11 protein-coding genes are annotated in these 15,121 nt (G+C 64.9%); 6 read left to right on the top strand and 5 right to left on the bottom strand.

The genetic code is table 11. From position 1 onward, the window contains the following. Positions 1-57: 57 nt before the first annotated feature. From AC1PLS_RS09825 to AC1PLS_RS09810, 4 genes are read left to right on the top strand one after another with little or no spacing between them, the layout of a single operon-like run. Complete coding sequence (locus tag AC1PLS_RS09825) at positions 58-927, top strand: CheR family methyltransferase (protein WP_046342487.1); 870 nt, start codon at positions 58-60, stop codon at positions 925-927. Then, on the top strand, positions 924-1,520 hold the full coding sequence (gene cheD, locus AC1PLS_RS09820; protein WP_024937701.1) for a chemoreceptor glutamine deamidase CheD: 597 nt from the start codon (positions 924-926) through the stop codon (positions 1,518-1,520). The genes AC1PLS_RS09825 and cheD overlap by 4 nt, the downstream gene beginning before the upstream one ends. Further along, a complete protein-coding gene (locus AC1PLS_RS09815; protein WP_104541965.1) occupies positions 1,517-2,593 on the top strand; it encodes a protein-glutamate methylesterase/protein-glutamine glutaminase in 1,077 nt (358 codons plus the stop codon). Before cheD ends, AC1PLS_RS09815 begins: the two co-directional genes overlap by 4 nt. A 6-nt stretch (positions 2,594-2,599) precedes the next feature. Then, positions 2,600-4,927, top strand: coding sequence for an EAL domain-containing protein (locus tag AC1PLS_RS09810; protein WP_226427790.1), 2,328 nt, complete (start codon positions 2,600-2,602; stop codon positions 4,925-4,927). 337 nt (positions 4,928-5,264) lie between these two features. Here the strand turns inward: AC1PLS_RS09810 and AC1PLS_RS09805 are convergent, their stop codons facing one another. From AC1PLS_RS09805 to AC1PLS_RS09790, 4 genes are all read right to left on the bottom strand, one after another. Next, positions 5,265-6,146, bottom strand: a complete 882-nt coding sequence (locus AC1PLS_RS09805; protein ID WP_260214062.1) for an alpha/beta fold hydrolase — start codon at positions 6,144-6,146, stop codon at positions 5,265-5,267. A gap of 197 nt (positions 6,147-6,343) precedes the next feature. Continuing rightward, positions 6,344-8,935, bottom strand: coding sequence for a bifunctional aconitate hydratase 2/2-methylisocitrate dehydratase (gene acnB / locus AC1PLS_RS09800; RefSeq protein WP_024937705.1), 2,592 nt, complete (start codon positions 8,933-8,935; stop codon positions 6,344-6,346). Positions 8,936-8,983: 48 nt separating this feature from the next. Beyond that, positions 8,984-9,394 carry a type II toxin-antitoxin system VapC family toxin gene (locus AC1PLS_RS09795; RefSeq protein WP_024937706.1) on the bottom strand — a complete coding sequence of 137 codons (411 nt, stop codon included), beginning with the start codon at positions 9,392-9,394 and terminating at the stop codon, positions 8,984-8,986. Beyond that, complete coding sequence (locus AC1PLS_RS09790; protein WP_016903180.1) at positions 9,391-9,639, bottom strand: AbrB/MazE/SpoVT family DNA-binding domain-containing protein; 249 nt, start codon at positions 9,637-9,639, stop codon at positions 9,391-9,393. The genes AC1PLS_RS09795 and AC1PLS_RS09790 overlap by 4 nt, the downstream gene beginning before the upstream one ends. Positions 9,640-9,790: 151 nt before the next feature. Between AC1PLS_RS09790 and acnA the strand changes: the two genes are divergently transcribed. Beyond that, on the top strand, positions 9,791-12,559 hold the full coding sequence (gene acnA / locus AC1PLS_RS09785) for an aconitate hydratase AcnA (protein WP_039527487.1): 2,769 nt from the start codon (positions 9,791-9,793) through the stop codon (positions 12,557-12,559). A gap of 211 nt (positions 12,560-12,770) precedes the next feature. Here acnA and AC1PLS_RS09780 read toward each other — a convergent pair whose 3' ends face one another. Beyond that, positions 12,771-13,220 carry a Cif family virulence factor gene (locus AC1PLS_RS09780; protein ID WP_184380269.1) on the bottom strand — a complete coding sequence of 150 codons (450 nt, stop codon included), beginning with the start codon at positions 13,218-13,220 and terminating at the stop codon, positions 12,771-12,773. A gap of 97 nt (positions 13,221-13,317) precedes the next feature. Here AC1PLS_RS09780 and rpfB point away from each other — a divergent pair, with 97 nt between their 5' ends. Further along, positions 13,318-15,000: a fatty acyl-CoA ligase RpfB gene (gene rpfB / locus AC1PLS_RS09775; protein WP_184380267.1), complete on the top strand. Its 1,683-nt coding sequence runs from the start codon at positions 13,318-13,320 to the stop codon at positions 14,998-15,000. Positions 15,001-15,121 lie beyond the last annotated feature (121 nt).

The following is a 15,121-nucleotide window of genomic DNA, read 5'->3' as shown; positions in this document are numbered from 1 at the left end:
TTGGTGCTTCAGTTGCATGACCACATGGCCGATATCCAGTCATAGCTAACGACGCGTATGGATATGACGACCACCTCGACTCCCGCTTCAGACACACGCGAATTTGATTTTGGCGACCGCGATTTCAAGCGCGTCTGCGACCTGATCTATCAGCGTGTCGGCATCGCCCTGGCTCCGGCCAAGCGCGACATGGTGTATGGCCGGTTGTCGCGTCGCCTTCGCGTGCTCGGCCTGCGCTCCTTCCGCGACTACCTGGACCAGCTGGAAGCAGGCAACGACGAGGAGGAATGGCAGGCGTTCACCAACGCGCTGACCACCAACCTGACCTCGTTCTTCCGCGAGCCGCACCACTTCGACAAGCTGCGCGAAGAACTACAAAAGCGCGCCTCGCAGGCACCGTTGAAGATCTGGTCGTGCGCGGCCTCCACCGGCGAAGAGCCCTACTCCATCGCCATCACCGCCTGCGAAGCCTTCGGCACCTTGACCCCGCCGGTCAGCATCGTCGCCACCGACGTCGACACCCAGGTGCTGGAGACCGCCTCGCGCGGCGTCTACGCCATCGACCGCGTCGCCTCGCTGGACGCATCGATCAAGCGCAAGTACTTCCAGCGCGGCAGCGGCCCCAACGAAGGCAAGTGCCGGGTGATCCCGGCATTGCGCCAGCTCATCGAATACCGCCAACTGAACCTGCTGGCACCGCGTTACGACGTGGGCGGCCCGTATGCGGCGTTGTTCTGCCGCAACGTGATGATCTACTTCGACAAACCGACCCAGCGCGGCATCCTGTCGCGGCTGGTCAGCCACATGGGCGACGACGGTCTGCTCTACACCGGGCATTCGGAGAACTACCTGCACGCGGCCGATCTGATCCAGCCGTGCGGGCGCACGCTGTATCGGCGCAGCCCGCGCGCGGGAGCGTCTGCATGAGTACCGCCGTGCAGGTCGACGATGTCATGCGCTACCGCGATTCGCGGTTCCAGACCATCACCGCCAAGCTGTTGCCCACCCAGTACCTGGTGGTCGACGACGACACCGCGTTGACGACCACCTTGGGATCGTGCGTTGCCGCCTGCCTGCGCGACCCGGTCCTGAAGATCGGCGGCATGAATCACTTCCTGTTGCCGGAAGGACAGGTCGGCGATGGCGCACCCGCGCGTTATGGCAGTTATGCGATGGAGTTGCTGATCAACGACATGCTCAAGCGCGGCGCGCATCGCAAACGTATCGAAGCCAAGGTCTTCGGCGGCGCCAACGTGCTCAAGGGCTTCACCAGCAACCCGGTCGGCACCCGCAACGCCGAGTTCGTGCGCCAGTACCTGCAGGCCGAACACATTCCCATCATTGCCGAAGATCTGTGCGGCATCCATCCGCGCAAGGTGTGGTTCTTCCCGACGACCGGACGCGTGGTCGTGCAGCGCTTGCCGCATGCACACGAAGCCGAAGTCGCCGCCGCCGAATCGGCCGTGCGCGCCCGTCTGTCCAAAGCACCGGTTACCGGTGGAGTGGAGTTGTTCGAATGACGCTGGAAACCCCTGTGCGTGTATTGATCGTCGACGACTCGGCGGTCGTACGCCAGATGCTGACCGAAATTCTTTCGCGCGATGCAGGCATCGAGGTGATCGGCTCGGCCGCCGACCCGATCCTGGCGCGCGAAAAGATCAAACGCCTCAATCCGGACGTGATCACGCTGGATGTGGAAATGCCGCGCATGGACGGTCTGGTGTTTCTGGAAAACCTGATGCGCCTGCGCCCCACCCCGGTGGTGATGATTTCGTCGCTGACCGAGCGCGGCGCCGACACCACCTTGCAGGCCTTGTCGCTGGGTGCGGTGGATTTCGTCTCCAAGCCCAAGATCGACGTCGCACGCGGGCTGGAAGGCTACGCGGAAGAAATCGTCAGCAAGGTCAAGATGGCCTCCAAGGCCAAGGTCAGCGCGCTCAATCGTCCCAGCGCGCCCAAGGTCACCCTGGACATGCAGTCCGCACCGGTTCCCGGCAGCGCGCTGCGCTTCCGCACCACCGACCGCCTGATCGCCATCGGCGCATCGGCCGGCGGCACCGAAGCCCTGCGCGTGGTGCTCGAACACATGCCCGCCGATGCCCCGGCGGTGGTGATGACCCAGCATCTGCCGGCCAGCTTCAGCACCGCCTTCGCCGAACGCCTCAATCGCCACTCGGCGATGTCGGTGCGCGAGGCCAGCGATGGCGAGGCGATCCTGCCGGGTCACGCCTACCTGCCGCCGGGCGGCCAGCACCTGCGCATCATCCGCGACGGTGCGCGCTGGCGCTGCCGCATCGACGACGGCCCGCCGGTCAATCGCCACAAGCCGGCGGTGGACGTGCTGTTCCGCTCCGTCGCCGCCAACGCCGGCCCGAATGCGGTCGGCGCCATCCTCACCGGCATGGGCGACGACGGTGCACGCGGCCTGCTGGAAATGTTGCAGGCCGGTGCGCCCACGCTGGTGCAGGACGAAGCCAGCAGCGTGGTGTGGGGCATGCCAGGCGCCGCCTACAAGCTCGGCGCCGCGCAGGAAGTGGTGCCGCTGAGCCGCGTTGCCGAGCGCCTGATCGCGCTGTCGGCACAGGCGCGTTGATCCGGCATGACCGTTCGTCCCCCGCATCCGGCTGAACAGGCGGCGGTTCCCGGCGTCGCGGTAACCGCATCGCTGGCGACGGCGGAGACACCGGCAGATCACGCGCCCCTTCCCAGGACGTTCAAGGTCGGCCCGATCACCGCTGGCGTGAGCAGGCCGGACGAACATCCCGATGCCACGCGCTCGCGCCTGCTGGCCGAAGCGCTGGACGGCAGCAGCAGTGCGATCCTGATCTGCGATCTGCAATCGCGCCTGCTCTACGCCAACGACGGCTTCCAGCGCATGTTCGGCTATACCGAGGCCGAACTGGTCGGCAAGCGTCCCTCGGACGTGCTGACCCGCGCGCAAAGCGACCAGGACGAGGTGGCGCGCATCCGCGACCGCGCCGATGCGTTGCAGCAGACCCAGGCCGACCTGCTGGTATACCGCAAGGACGGCACGCCGCTGTGGATTTCGCTCAACTTCAATCCGATCTACGACGCCAGGCATCTGCCGTCGCATTACGTGGCGGTGCTGACCGACATCACCGACACCAAGATGCATGAGGTGCTGCAGCACCGCGTGCTCGAGGCGCTGGTGCAGGAACGGCCGCTGATCGAGGTGATGACGCTGATCTGCACCGAGGTCGAGCGCATCGCACCGGACGTGCTGGCCACGGTCATGAGCGCGGACAACCAGGGCTGCCTGCATTCGCTGGCCGCGCCCAGCCTGCCGCCGGAATATGCCGATGCGGTCAACGGACTGAAGATCGCGCCGGGTGCAGGCGCCTGCGGTACGGCCGCCTGGCGCGGCCGCCCGGTAATGGTGGAAGACATCGCCACCGACCCGCTGTTTGCGCAATTCCGCGAACTGCTGCTGCCGATGGGTCTGCGCGCGTGCTGGAGCACACCGATCCGCTCCAACAGCGCACGCGTGCTCGGTACCTTCGCGCTGTACTACCGCAAGGCGCAGCGTGCCGATGCCTGGCACGTACGCCTCACCGATCTGTGCCAGCAGTTGTGCACACTGGCGCTGGAACGCGAACAGATCCGCCAGCGCGTGCATCAACTGGCGTTCTACGATGCGCTGACCGGCCTGCCCAACCGCATCATGTTCAGCGCACGCGCCGAGCAAGCCCTGACACAGGCCGAATACGCCGGCGAACCGGCCACGTTGATGTTCATCAACATCGACCGCTTCAAGTTGATCAACGACAGCCAGGGCCATGCCGCCGGCGATGGCCTGTTGCGCGACATCGCCTTGCGCATCGGCGAACAGCTGACCGCCACCGCCATGCTGGCGCGCCTGGCCGGCGACGAATTCGCGCTCGCGCTGCCGCAATGCAGTGCCGAGCAAGCCAGTGCCGCCGCAGAACGCGTGCTGGGCACCATCGCCAGGCCGTTGCCGGTCGGGCACATGACCGTGCATCCGTCGGCCAGTATCGGCGTGGCGATGTTTCCCGAAGATGGGCGCGACATCAACATCCTGCTGCGGCATGCCGATCTGGCCATGAACCGCGCCAAGCAGGAAGGCGGCGGGCGGTTCCGTTTCTTCAGTTCCGACATGAACCGCATGGCGCAGGAACGCGTTGCGCTGGAAGCGGAGCTGCGCCAGGCGATCGACCGCGATCAACTGCAGTTGCACTACCAACCGCAGTTGCACAGCGCCGCACCGCACGCGCTATACGGCGTGGAAGCGCTGTTGCGTTGGAATCATCCGCAGATGGGCGCCATTTCGCCGGCGCGGTTCCTGCCCGTGGCCGAAGAGCAAGGCATGATGCCGCAGCTCAACGACTGGGTGCTGCGCAGTGCCTGCCGGCAGATCGCCGATTGGCGCAAGCGTGGCGTGCCGGTGTCGCGCGTGTCGGTGAACCTGTCGGCGAGCAGCTTCGAAAGCCCGCGCATGCTCAGCGACCTGTTGCGCCTGATCGCCGACATGGGCGCGCAGCCCTCCGACCTCACGCTGGAAATGACCGAGAGCGTGATGCTCTCCGGGCAACCCGGCGTCCTGGAAAACCTGCACGCCATCCGCGAAGCCGGCATCTCGTTGTCGCTGGACGACTTCGGCACCGGCTACTCCAGCCTGAGCCACCTGCATCGCCTGCCGATCGACGAGCTCAAGCTGGACATGAGCTTCGTGCGCGACATCGAACACAGCGAAGACGCCCGCGCCCTCACCACCTCGGTGCTGCGCATCGGCGAGCATCTGCGCAAGCACGTGGTTGCCGAAGGCGTGGAAAACGAAGCCCAACGCCTGTTCCTCGCCGACCTCGGCTGCGAAGTGCTGCAGGGCTATCTGTTTTCGCGGCCATTGCCGGCGGCGGCACTGGAAGCCTGGCTGGGTGCGCAGTCTTAGAGCGGCTCACGACAACCATGTCGTGGTTTGTCAGGCTGTTCTCCTAGCGTTTTATGCCGGCATCAGCAGATCGAAGCAAATTGCCGGAAGGCAAAGCATCTGATCTGGTGCTTCTGTGCAGGGCCCTTGCCGCCCACCCTCGCAGGACACGCTGCAAGTACATCCCTGTAGGCGCTTACGCGGCATCCATGCCGCGCAAGGTCCGGCGACGGTGCGCAGGCAAGGACCAAGTGAGGTGGTCGGTGCTCATCGTTGCAAGCAGCGCCAACTGAGGTGGCCGGTGCTCATGCTTGCAGGCAACACACGGTGTCGTTCTGATCGCCAGATCAGCGGCACATCATGAGAGCGATGCCTGTGCCTGACTGTTGTCTTCAAGCGCGCGCCTTTGCATCCGCGTCGAATCCGATGCCACGGTGCGCTTCAACCAACCCAGCAATTGCGCAGTGACGAAGGCCGGATTCTCCAGCGATGCGATGTGCCCGGCATCGGGGATCAGCTCATAGTCGCACCCGATCACCTCGGCCATCAGCCACAGCTCTTCGGGCGGGCGCGGAATATCGTCTGCGCCGCCAAGCAGGAAGGTGCTGGCCGGATTCAGCGCGGACATCGCCTCCAGGCGATCCGCGCGCCCGAAGATCAGCCGGCCCAGCGGCACGATGGAGGTGCGCAACTGCTCGGCAGACAGCGCGGCCAGACGCTGCGCAAACGCAGCCGGCAGCGCGGAATTCAGATCGATGCCGGGGCGGAAAAAGATCGGCATGATCGCCTCGATCAACGCAGGCGTCACCTGCCCGGCTGCTTCGATCGCATCGAGCAAAGCGAAATAACGCGTTTGCGTGGCCTGCGGCTCGGCACCCAGGAAGGTATCCATCAGCACCAGGCTGCGCACGCGCTGCGGTGCCAGCAGCGCCAGCTCGGCGCCCCACATGCCGCCGACCGACAGGCCGACCACTGCGCATTGCGGTAGCTCCAGCGCATCAAGCAACAGCAGCATCTGCCTGGCAAGGTCGCCCACCGTCTGCGTGCCCGCTGGCAGTGCCGCCGATTGCCCGTGCCCCCACAACTCGGGAACGATGACCCGATAGTGCGGCGAGAGCGCCTGGATCTGCGGTTCCCACATGGCCGCGTCCCAGAGATAACTGTGGCCAAGCAACACCGGAAACCCTTGACCGTATTGTGCGTAGTGCAGCGTTTGACCAGCGATCGTGCAAGTAGGCATTGGAGATCAATCAGAGCGATGGGAGCGGCGCCACTCTAGACCTGCCGACTTCAGATTTTTGTTGCAATGCGACAGACGAGTTAACTGCGATTGCCTTAACTCCCGGCATTGCGCAGCTAAAACGAAGTCATCGCCCGAATAACGAAAAACGCCCGGCATTGCCGGGCGTTTTTCGAACAGGTGAGCAACCAACTGGATCAGGCAGCGACGGTATCGGCCACGTCCTGATATTCCTGGATCTGATCGAAGTTCATGTAGCGGTAGATTTGATCGCCACTGGTCTTGATCACGCCCACATCGGCCATGTACTCGTCCTTGGTCGGGATGCGGCCCAGACGCGAGCAGATCGCCGCCAGTTCCGCCGAACCCAGGTACACGTTGGTATTGCGGCCCAGACGATTCGGGAAGTTACGCGTGGAGGTGGAGAACACCGTGGCGCCCTCGCGTGCCTGCGCCTGGTTGCCCATGCACAGCGAGCAGCCCGGCATTTCCATACGCGCGCCGGCAGCGCCGAAGGTGCCGTAATGGCCTTCCTTGGTCAGCTCGGAGGCGTCCATCTTGGTCGGCGGTGCAACCCACAGACGGGTCGGGATATCGCGCTTGCCTTCCAGCAACTTGGCAGCGGCACGGAAGTGACCGATGTTGGTCATGCATGAACCGATGAACACCTCGTCGATCGCCGCACCGGCCACGTCGGACAGCGTCTTGACGTCGTCCGGGTCGTTCGGGCACGCCACGATCGGCTCGTGGATGTCGGCCAGGTCGATCTCGATGACGGCGGCATACTCGGCGTCGGCATCGGGCTGCAGCAGCTGCGGATCGGCCAGCCACTCTTCCATCTTCTTGATGCGGCGGCCCAACGTGCGCGCATCGGCATAGCCTTCGGCAATCATCCAGCGCAGCAGGGTGATGTTGCTGGTCAGGTATTCGATGATCGGCGCCTTGTCCAGGTGCACGGTGCAACCGGCCGCCGAACGCTCGGCCGAGGCATCGGACAGCTCGAACGCCTGCTCCACCTTCAGGTTCGGCAGGCCTTCGATTTCCAGGATGCGGCCGGAGAAGATGTTCTTCTTGCCCTGCTTGGCCACGGTCAGCAGACCGTCCTTGATTGCGTACAGCGGGATCGCGTTGACCAGGTCACGCAGCGTCACGCCCGGCTGCATCTCACCCTTGAAGCGCACCAGCACGCTCTCGGGCATGTCCAGCGGCATCACGCCGGTGGCGGCGGCGAAGGCCACCAGGCCGGAGCCGGCCGGGAACGAAATGCCGATCGGAAAACGCGTGTGCGAGTCGCCACCGGTACCGACGGTGTCGGGCAGCAGCATCCGATTGAGCCAGCTGTGGATCACGCCATCGCCCGGACGCAGCGACACGCCGCCACGGGTGGAGATGAACTCCGGCAAGGTGTGGTGGGTCTTGACGTCGACCGGCTTCGGATAAGCGGCGGTGTGGCAGAACGACTGCATCACCAGGTCGGCCGAGAAGCCCAGGCAAGCCAGGTCCTTCAACTCGTCGCGGGTCATTGGGCCGGTGGTGTCCTGCGAGCCCACCGAGGTCATCTTCGGCTCGCAATAGGTACCCGGGCGCATGCCCTGCCCTTCCGGCAAGCCGCAGGCGCGGCCGACCATCTTCTGCGCCAGCGAAAAGCCCTTGCCGGTGTCCGGCGGGTCCATCGGCAGGCGGAACAGGTCAGAGGCCGGCAGGCCCAGGAACTCGCGCGCCTTGGCGGTCAGGCCGCGGCCGACGATCAGCGGAATGCGGCCACCGGCGCGCACTTCGTCGAACAGCACGTCCGACTTCATCGCGAACTCGGCGATCACCTGCCCGTTCTTCAGCGCCTTGCCGTCGTACGGCCGCAGCTCGACCACATCGCCGTGCTCCATCTGCGACACGTCCAGCTCGATCGGCAACGCGCCGGCGTCTTCCATCGTGTTGTAGAAGATCGGGGCGATCTTGCTGCCCAGGCACACGCCGCCGAAGCGCTTGTTCGGAATGAACGGAATGTCCTCGCCGGTCCACCACAGCACCGAGTTGGTCGCCGACTTGCGCGAGGAACCGGTACCGACCACATCGCCCACGTAGGCGACCAGATGGCCCTTGTCCTTGAGATCGGCGATGGCCTGGATCGGGCCGCGCTTGCCGTCTTCTTCCGGCTCGAAGGCCGCGCCGTCGCGCTTGTTCTTCAGCATCGCCAGCGCGTGCAGCGGGATGTCCGGGCGCGTGGTCGCATCCGGGGCCGGCGACAGGTCGTCGGTGTTGGTCTCGCCCGGCACCTTGAACACGGTGACGGTCATGCTCTGCGGCACTTCCGGCTTGCTGGTGAACCACTCGGCATCGGCCCAGCTCTGCAGCACGGCCTTGGCATGCGCATTACCGGCTTCGGCCTTTTCCTGCACGTCGTGGAAGGCATCGAACACCAGCAAGGTGTGCTTGAGCGCTTCGGCGGCGGTGGCGCCCAGCTCGGCGTTGTCGAGCAGGTCGATCAGCGGCTGGATGTTGTAGCCACCCAGCATGGTGCCGAGCAGCTCGGTTGCACGCGTCGGGCTGATCAGCGCGGTTTTCTCGGTGCCGAAGGCCACCGCGGCCAGGTACGAAGCCTTGACCTTGGCGGCATCGTCCACGCCAGCCGGCACGCGCTGGCTGAGCAGCTCGACCAGGAACTCTTCTTCGCCCGCCGGCGGAGCCTTCAGCAGCTCGATGACCTCAGCGGTCTGCTGCGCGGTCAGCGGCAGCGGCGGGATACCGAGCGCGGCGCGCTCTGCAACGTGGTGGCGGTAGGCTTCCAACATGCGGATTCTCCGAAAGACAACAGTGAATGTGTAGACGCGAAACGTGGATCAGCTTGCGGGTTTGGGAACAACGATCTTCAAACCCTTGAAGTAGTCGCGGAAAAAGCCCTCGTCGCGGGTGATCAACCCGTCGCACTGGAGCAGCGCGTGGGCGCCGATCAGGAAATCGGCCACCACCCGCTCGCGTTTGCCGCCGCGCGCGCGGAAGCGCTTGTTCATATGGCCGGCGCGCACCGCCGCCGCTTCCTGGGTGGCTTCGTAACGCACCCCGATCGAGGCCAGGGTTTCCATCAGGTCGACCTGGGTATCGAGCATGGCCAGCACCTCGGCCACCACCGCATCGCAGACCACCACCTCGTCGCGCGCCAGCGCATCGCCGATGCAGATCTCCGACACTTCGCCGTAGACCGCATCGCCGACCAGGATGTCCAGCAGCACCGATGAATCCAGGGCGATCATGGGTCGAATGGATCCCCGGGGGCGCGGCCGCGGATGGCGCGCATCGCCTCGTCGGTGCTGGTCAGCCCGTCGACCAGCTTGAACTTGCCGCGCACCTTGCGCAGCGCCTCGCTGACGTCCTTGCGCAGGATGATGCGCCCGCCGTCGAGCTCGATCTTGAGCGTGGTGCCCTTGGTCAGGCCCAGGGCATCGCGCACGGCCTTGGGCAGCGTGATCTGTCCGCGTTCGGCAACTGTGGCTTCCATGGAGGTGACCCCGGCAGAAAGTATGCGCCGATTTTACATACTTGACTTGTCGTACTCAAGGCCACATACCCTGTCCTGCAACCGAACGTACACACTGAATTGGTCACACTGTTCCAGACAGACCTACAGCCTGCAGCCATAGGAGTGATGCATGAGCGATTCCTTTTCCACCCGCACCTCGCTTGAGGTCCACGGCAAGCGCTACGAGTACTACAGCCTGCCTAAGCTGGGCGAGCGCTTCGATATCGGCCATCTGCCCTATTCGATGAAGATCCTGCTGGAGAACCTGCTCCGGCACGAGGACGGCGGTGTCACCGTCGGCAAGGACCATATCGAAGCGGTCGCCAAGTGGGACCCCACCGCCGAGCCCGATATCGAAATCGCCTTCATGCCCGCCCGCGTGGTGCTGCAGGACTTCACCGGCGTGCCATGCGTGGTCGACTTGGCCGCGATGCGCGATGCCGTGGTCAAGCTCGGCGGCAACGCCGACCAGATCAACCCGCAGATCCCCTCCGAACTGGTTATCGACCACTCGGTGCAGGTGGACGTGTTCGGCTCGGCCGATGCGCTCGACCTCAACGGCAAGATCGAATTCCAGCGCAACCAGGAACGCTACGGCTTCCTGCGCTGGGGCCAGAAGGCATTCGAAAACTTCAAGGTGGTGCCACCCAACACCGGCATCGTCCACCAGGTGAACCTGGAGAATCTGGCGCGCGTGGTGATGAGCGCGGACAAGGACGGAACACAGATCGCCTACCCGGACACCGTGTTCGGCACCGACAGCCATACCACCATGATCAACGGCATCGGCGTGCTGGGCTGGGGCGTGGGCGGGATCGAGGCCGAGGCCGCGATGCTGGGGCAGCCCTCGTCGATGCTGATCCCGCAGGTGGTCGGCTTCAAGCTCAGCGGCAAGCTGCCCGAAGGCGCCACCGCCACCGATCTGGTGCTCACCGTCACCCAGATGCTGCGCAAGGCCGGCGTGGTCGGCAAGTTCGTCGAGTTCTACGGCGAAGGCCTGCAGCATCTGCCGCTGGCCGACCGCGCCACCATCGGCAACATGGCACCGGAGTATGGTGCCACCTGCGGCATCTTCCCGGTCGACGACGAATCGCTGACCTATTTGCGCCTGTCCGGCCGCAGCGAGGAGCAGATCGCGCTGGTCGAGGCCTATGCCAAGGCGCAGGGCCTGTGGCACGACGCCAACACCCCGCCGGCGCAGTACAGCGCCACGCTGGAGCTGGACATGGGCGAGGTCAAGCCGTCGCTGGCCGGCCCCAAGCGCCCGCAGGACCGCGTGCTGCTGGAAGACATGCAGTCCAACTTCCGCGAGAGCCTCAAGCCGTTCGTGGATGCGCGCAGCAAGCGCCTGACCGACATCAAGCAGGAAGACCGGCTGAAGAACGAAGGCGGCGGCGGCACTGCGGTCGGCGCCAAGGCAGCGCAGGCCGAGAGTTCCACCGACAGCGGTGCCGGCTGGCAGCTGCGCGACGGCTCGGTGGTGATCGCCGCGATCACCTCGTGCACCAACACCTCCAACCCGGCAGTGATGCTGGGCGCCGGCCTGCTCGCGCGTAACGCGGCGGCCAAGGGGCTGAAGGCGCAGCCATGGGTGAAGACCTCGCTCGGGCCGGGCTCACGCGTGGTCACCGATTACCTGAGCAAGGCCGGTGTGCTCGCCGATCTGGAAACGCTCGGTTTCTACGTGGTCGGCTACGGCTGCACCACCTGCATCGGCAATTCCGGCCCGCTGCCGGACGATGTGTCTGCGGCGATCGCCAAGGACGACCTGGTGGTGTCTTCGGTGTTGTCGGGCAACCGCAACTTCGAAGGCCGCGTGCATCCCGAAGTGAAGATGAACTACCTCGCCTCGCCGCCGCTGGTGGTGGCGTACGCGATCGCCGGTACCACCGACATCAACCTAACCACAGATCCGCTGGGCACCGGTAGCGACGGGCAGCCGGTGTATCTGCGCGACATCTGGCCGAGCAACAAGGAAATCGGCGACACCATCGCCGCCACCGTCGGCCCGGAGATGTTCAAGCAGAACTACGCCGACGTGTTCAAGGGCGACAGCCGCTGGAACACCATCGCCTCCCCGGATGGTGCGCTGTACGAATGGGACGCGGCCTCGACCTACATCAAGAACCCGCCCTACTTCGACGGCATGACCATGCAGGTCGGCCATGTCGAGGACGTGCACGGTGCGCGCATCATGGGCCTGTTCGGCGACTCGATCACCACCGACCACATCTCGCCGGCCGGCAATATCAAGAAGGATTCGCCGGCGGGCCGTTTCCTGCAGGAGCGCGGCGTGCAACCGGCCGACTTCAATAGCTACGGCAGCCGCCGCGGCAATGACGACGTGATGGTGCGCGGTACCTTCGCCAACATCCGCATCAAGAACCTGATGTTCGGCGGCGAAGAAGGCGGTAACACGCTGTACTACGGAAAGGACGGCGCGGCACCGGAAAAACTGGCGATCTACGATGCGGCAGTGAAGTACAAGGCCGACGGCGTGCCGCTGGTGGTGCTGGCCGGCAAGGAATACGGCACCGGCTCCTCGCGCGACTGGGCGGCCAAGGGCACCAACCTGCTCGGCGTCAAGGCGGTGATCGCCGAGAGCTTCGAGCGTATCCATCGCTCCAACCTGGTCGGCATGGGCGTGCTGCCGCTGCAGTTCCTGGAGAACGAAAACGCGCAGACGCTGGGCCTGGATGGTTCGGAAGTGCTGGACATTACCGGCCTGCAGGACGGCGCCAGCCGCCGTGCCACCGTAGATGCCAGAAAGTCCGATGGCAGCGTCAAGCAGTTCCAGGTCAAGGTGCTGCTGCTGACGCCCAAGGAAGTGGAGTACTTCAAGCACGGCGGCCTGCTGCAGTACGTGCTGCGCCAACTGGCCGCACGCAAGGCAGCCTGATCGCAAGGCGCGCTGCGCCATCAGCTCGACGACACTCCCGCCGCCTGGCGGGAGTGTCGTTTTGGGTGGCCAGAACTCGCCAACGCCGGGACGGTGAACCGTCGTCGGAGGCAGCAAGACGCTGCACGCGACGCAGCGCAACGGGGGAGATACCTTGCCACCAGACACCGGTCGCGCTCGCCTGACGATGCGCACACCGGAGTCGCCGTGCTCAGCGCCCCGCGGGCTCCCATTGCGCGTGCGTCAGCTGCCAGTCGCCGTCCTGCAGGCGCCAGCCGGTGGTCACCTGATAGGTCTGTGCCTGCTCGGGCAGCCAGCGTCCGCTGCCACCGGTCAGCAGCGCGGTGAAGCGCACGCGCGCGGTGTCGTCGCGCAGCTGCACCTCCACCGGCCCCAGGGTCACGCCGATGCGGCGGTTGCCCAGCATCTGCAGTTGCATCAGTCGCCGCAGCCCGGCTGCGTCCAGTCCTTGTTCGCCGACAAAATCCTCGGCCACCGGCGCCATCGCCGCGCCAATCTGCCGCGCCTCGATCGCCTGATGCATCGTCTCCAGTGTTGCGCGCAGTCGTTGCTCCGGTGCGGCACGCGTGCAACCGCTCAAGGCCACGACCAAAATCGCGACCAGCCCGACCCGCCACCACGCTTGAATGCTGCTCTGCATCACGCTTCGCCTTTTCCATCCATGACGGTATGCTGCCTGCTGTTGTAGTGCCGTGGAACACACCGCGTCACGTACCGAATACCCTGGAGGGGGGCAGATGAATCAGGCACGTCCTTGGTTGCAAAGTTACCCGGCCGGCGTCGCCGCCGAGATCGATCTGGAGCAGTTCCGTACCGTGGCCGAGGTGTTCGCCACCTCGGTCAAGCGGTTTGCCGACCGCCCCGCGTATCACAGCTTCGGCAAGACCATCACCTATCGCGAAGCTGATCAACTGGTCGAGCAGTTCGCCGCCTATCTGCTTGGCGAACTGCAGTTGAAGAAAGGCGACCGCGTCGCCCTGATGATGCCCAACTGTCTGCAGTATCCGGTCGCCACCTTCGGCATCCTGCGTGCCGGCCTGACCGTGGTCAACGTCAATCCGCTGTACACCCCGCGCGAGCTGAAGCATCAGCTGATCGACTCCGGCGCCAGCGTGCTGGTGGTGATCGACAACTTCGGCACCACCGTGCAGCAGGTCATCGCCGACACCCCGGTCAAGCAGGTGATCACCACCGGGCTGGGCGACATGCTCGGCTTCCCGAAAGCGGCGCTGGTCAATTTCGTCGTCAAGTACGTCAAGAAGCTGGTGCCCGATTACCGCATCAATGGCGCGATCCGTTTCCGCGACGCACTGGCGCTGGGCCGCAAGCACAGCGTGCCGACCTTGCAGATCGAGCCCGACGACATCGCCTTCCTGCAGTACACCGGCGGCACCACCGGCGTGGCCAAGGGCGCGATGCTCACCCACCGCAATCTGGTGGCCAACATGCAGCAGGCCCATCAGTGGCTTGCCGGCACCGGCAAGCTGGAAGAAGGCGCCGAGGTGGTGATCACCGCGCTGCCGCTGTACCACATCTTCGCATTGACGGCCAACGGCCTGGTCTTCATGAAGATCGGCGGCTGCAATCACCTGATCAGCAATCCGCGCGACATGCCCGGCTTCGTCAAGGAACTGAAGAAGACCCGCTTCACCGCCTTCACCGGGGTCAACACGCTGTTCAACGGCCTGCTCAATACCCCCGGCTTCGATCAGGTGGATTTCTCCTCGCTCAAGATGACCCTGGGCGGCGGCATGGCGGTGCAACGTTCGGTCGCCGAACGCTGGAAAAAGGTCACTGGCCTGACCCTGGTTGAGGCTTACGGCCTGACCGAAACCTCGCCGGCCGCCTGCATCAACCCGATGGACCTGAAGGACTACAACGGCTCGATCGGCCTGCCGATTCCGTCCACCGATGCCTGCATCAAGGACGACGCCGGCGCGGCGCTGCCATTGGGCGAGATCGGCGAGCTGTGCATCAAGGGCCCGCAGGTGATGAAGGGCTACTGGAAGAAGCCCGAAGAAACCGCCAAGGTCATGGATGCCGACGGCTGGCTGCATACCGGCGATATCGCGCGGATGGACGAACAGGGCTTCGTCTACATCGTCGACCGCAAGAAGGACATGATCCTGGTGTCCGGCTTCAACGTGTATCCGAACGAGATCGAGGACGTGATTGCCGAGATGCCCGGCGTGCTGGAAGTGGCCGCCGTCGGCGTACCGGACGAGAAGTCCGGCGAGATCGTCAAGGCTGTCATCGTGAAGAAGGACCCTGCCCTGACCGCCGACGCCGTCAAGGCGCACTGCCGCGCCAACCTGACCGGCTACAAGCAGCCGCGAGTGATCGAATTCCGCAAGGAGTTGCCGAAAACCAATGTCGGCAAGATCCTGCGCCGCGAATTGCGGGATGCGCCACCCAGGTAATCGCAGACATGTCCCGGCAGGAAGTGAAGATCCTGCCGAAGATGCACACCAGAGGGCTTTCCCGGCGATGGGAAAGCCCTCTGCGTTCATGGAGATAGTGCCGGTGTAGCATCGATTTGGA

The sequence above is a fragment of the Xanthomonas sp. NCPPB 3218 genome (assembly GCF_056725185.1).
The sequence above is the reverse complement of the archived record's forward strand: the minus strand, read 5'-3'. Positions and strand labels throughout refer to the sequence as shown.

Excerpts from the sequence above, each read along its gene's own strand:
- AC1PLS_RS09825 (WP_046342487.1), top strand. The coding sequence starts at position 58 with ATGGATATGACGACCACCTCGACTCCCGCTTCAGACACACGCGAATTT.
- cheD (WP_024937701.1), top strand. The coding sequence starts at position 924 with ATGAGTACCGCCGTGCAGGTCGACGATGTCATGCGCTACCGCGATTCG.
- AC1PLS_RS09815 (WP_104541965.1), top strand. The coding sequence starts at position 1,517 with ATGACGCTGGAAACCCCTGTGCGTGTATTGATCGTCGACGACTCGGCG.
- AC1PLS_RS09810 (WP_226427790.1), top strand. The coding sequence starts at position 2,600 with ATGACCGTTCGTCCCCCGCATCCGGCTGAACAGGCGGCGGTTCCCGGC.
- AC1PLS_RS09805 (WP_260214062.1), bottom strand. The coding sequence starts at position 6,146 with ATGCCTACTTGCACGATCGCTGGTCAAACGCTGCACTACGCACAATAC.
- acnB (WP_024937705.1), bottom strand. The coding sequence starts at position 8,935 with ATGTTGGAAGCCTACCGCCACCACGTTGCAGAGCGCGCCGCGCTCGGT.
- AC1PLS_RS09795 (WP_024937706.1), bottom strand. The coding sequence starts at position 9,394 with ATGATCGCCCTGGATTCATCGGTGCTGCTGGACATCCTGGTCGGCGAT.
- AC1PLS_RS09790 (WP_016903180.1), bottom strand. The coding sequence starts at position 9,639 with ATGGAAGCCACAGTTGCCGAACGCGGACAGATCACGCTGCCCAAGGCC.
- acnA (WP_039527487.1), top strand. The coding sequence starts at position 9,791 with ATGAGCGATTCCTTTTCCACCCGCACCTCGCTTGAGGTCCACGGCAAG.
- AC1PLS_RS09780 (WP_184380269.1), bottom strand. The coding sequence starts at position 13,220 with ATGCAGAGCAGCATTCAAGCGTGGTGGCGGGTCGGGCTGGTCGCGATT.
- rpfB (WP_184380267.1), top strand. The coding sequence starts at position 13,318 with ATGAATCAGGCACGTCCTTGGTTGCAAAGTTACCCGGCCGGCGTCGCC.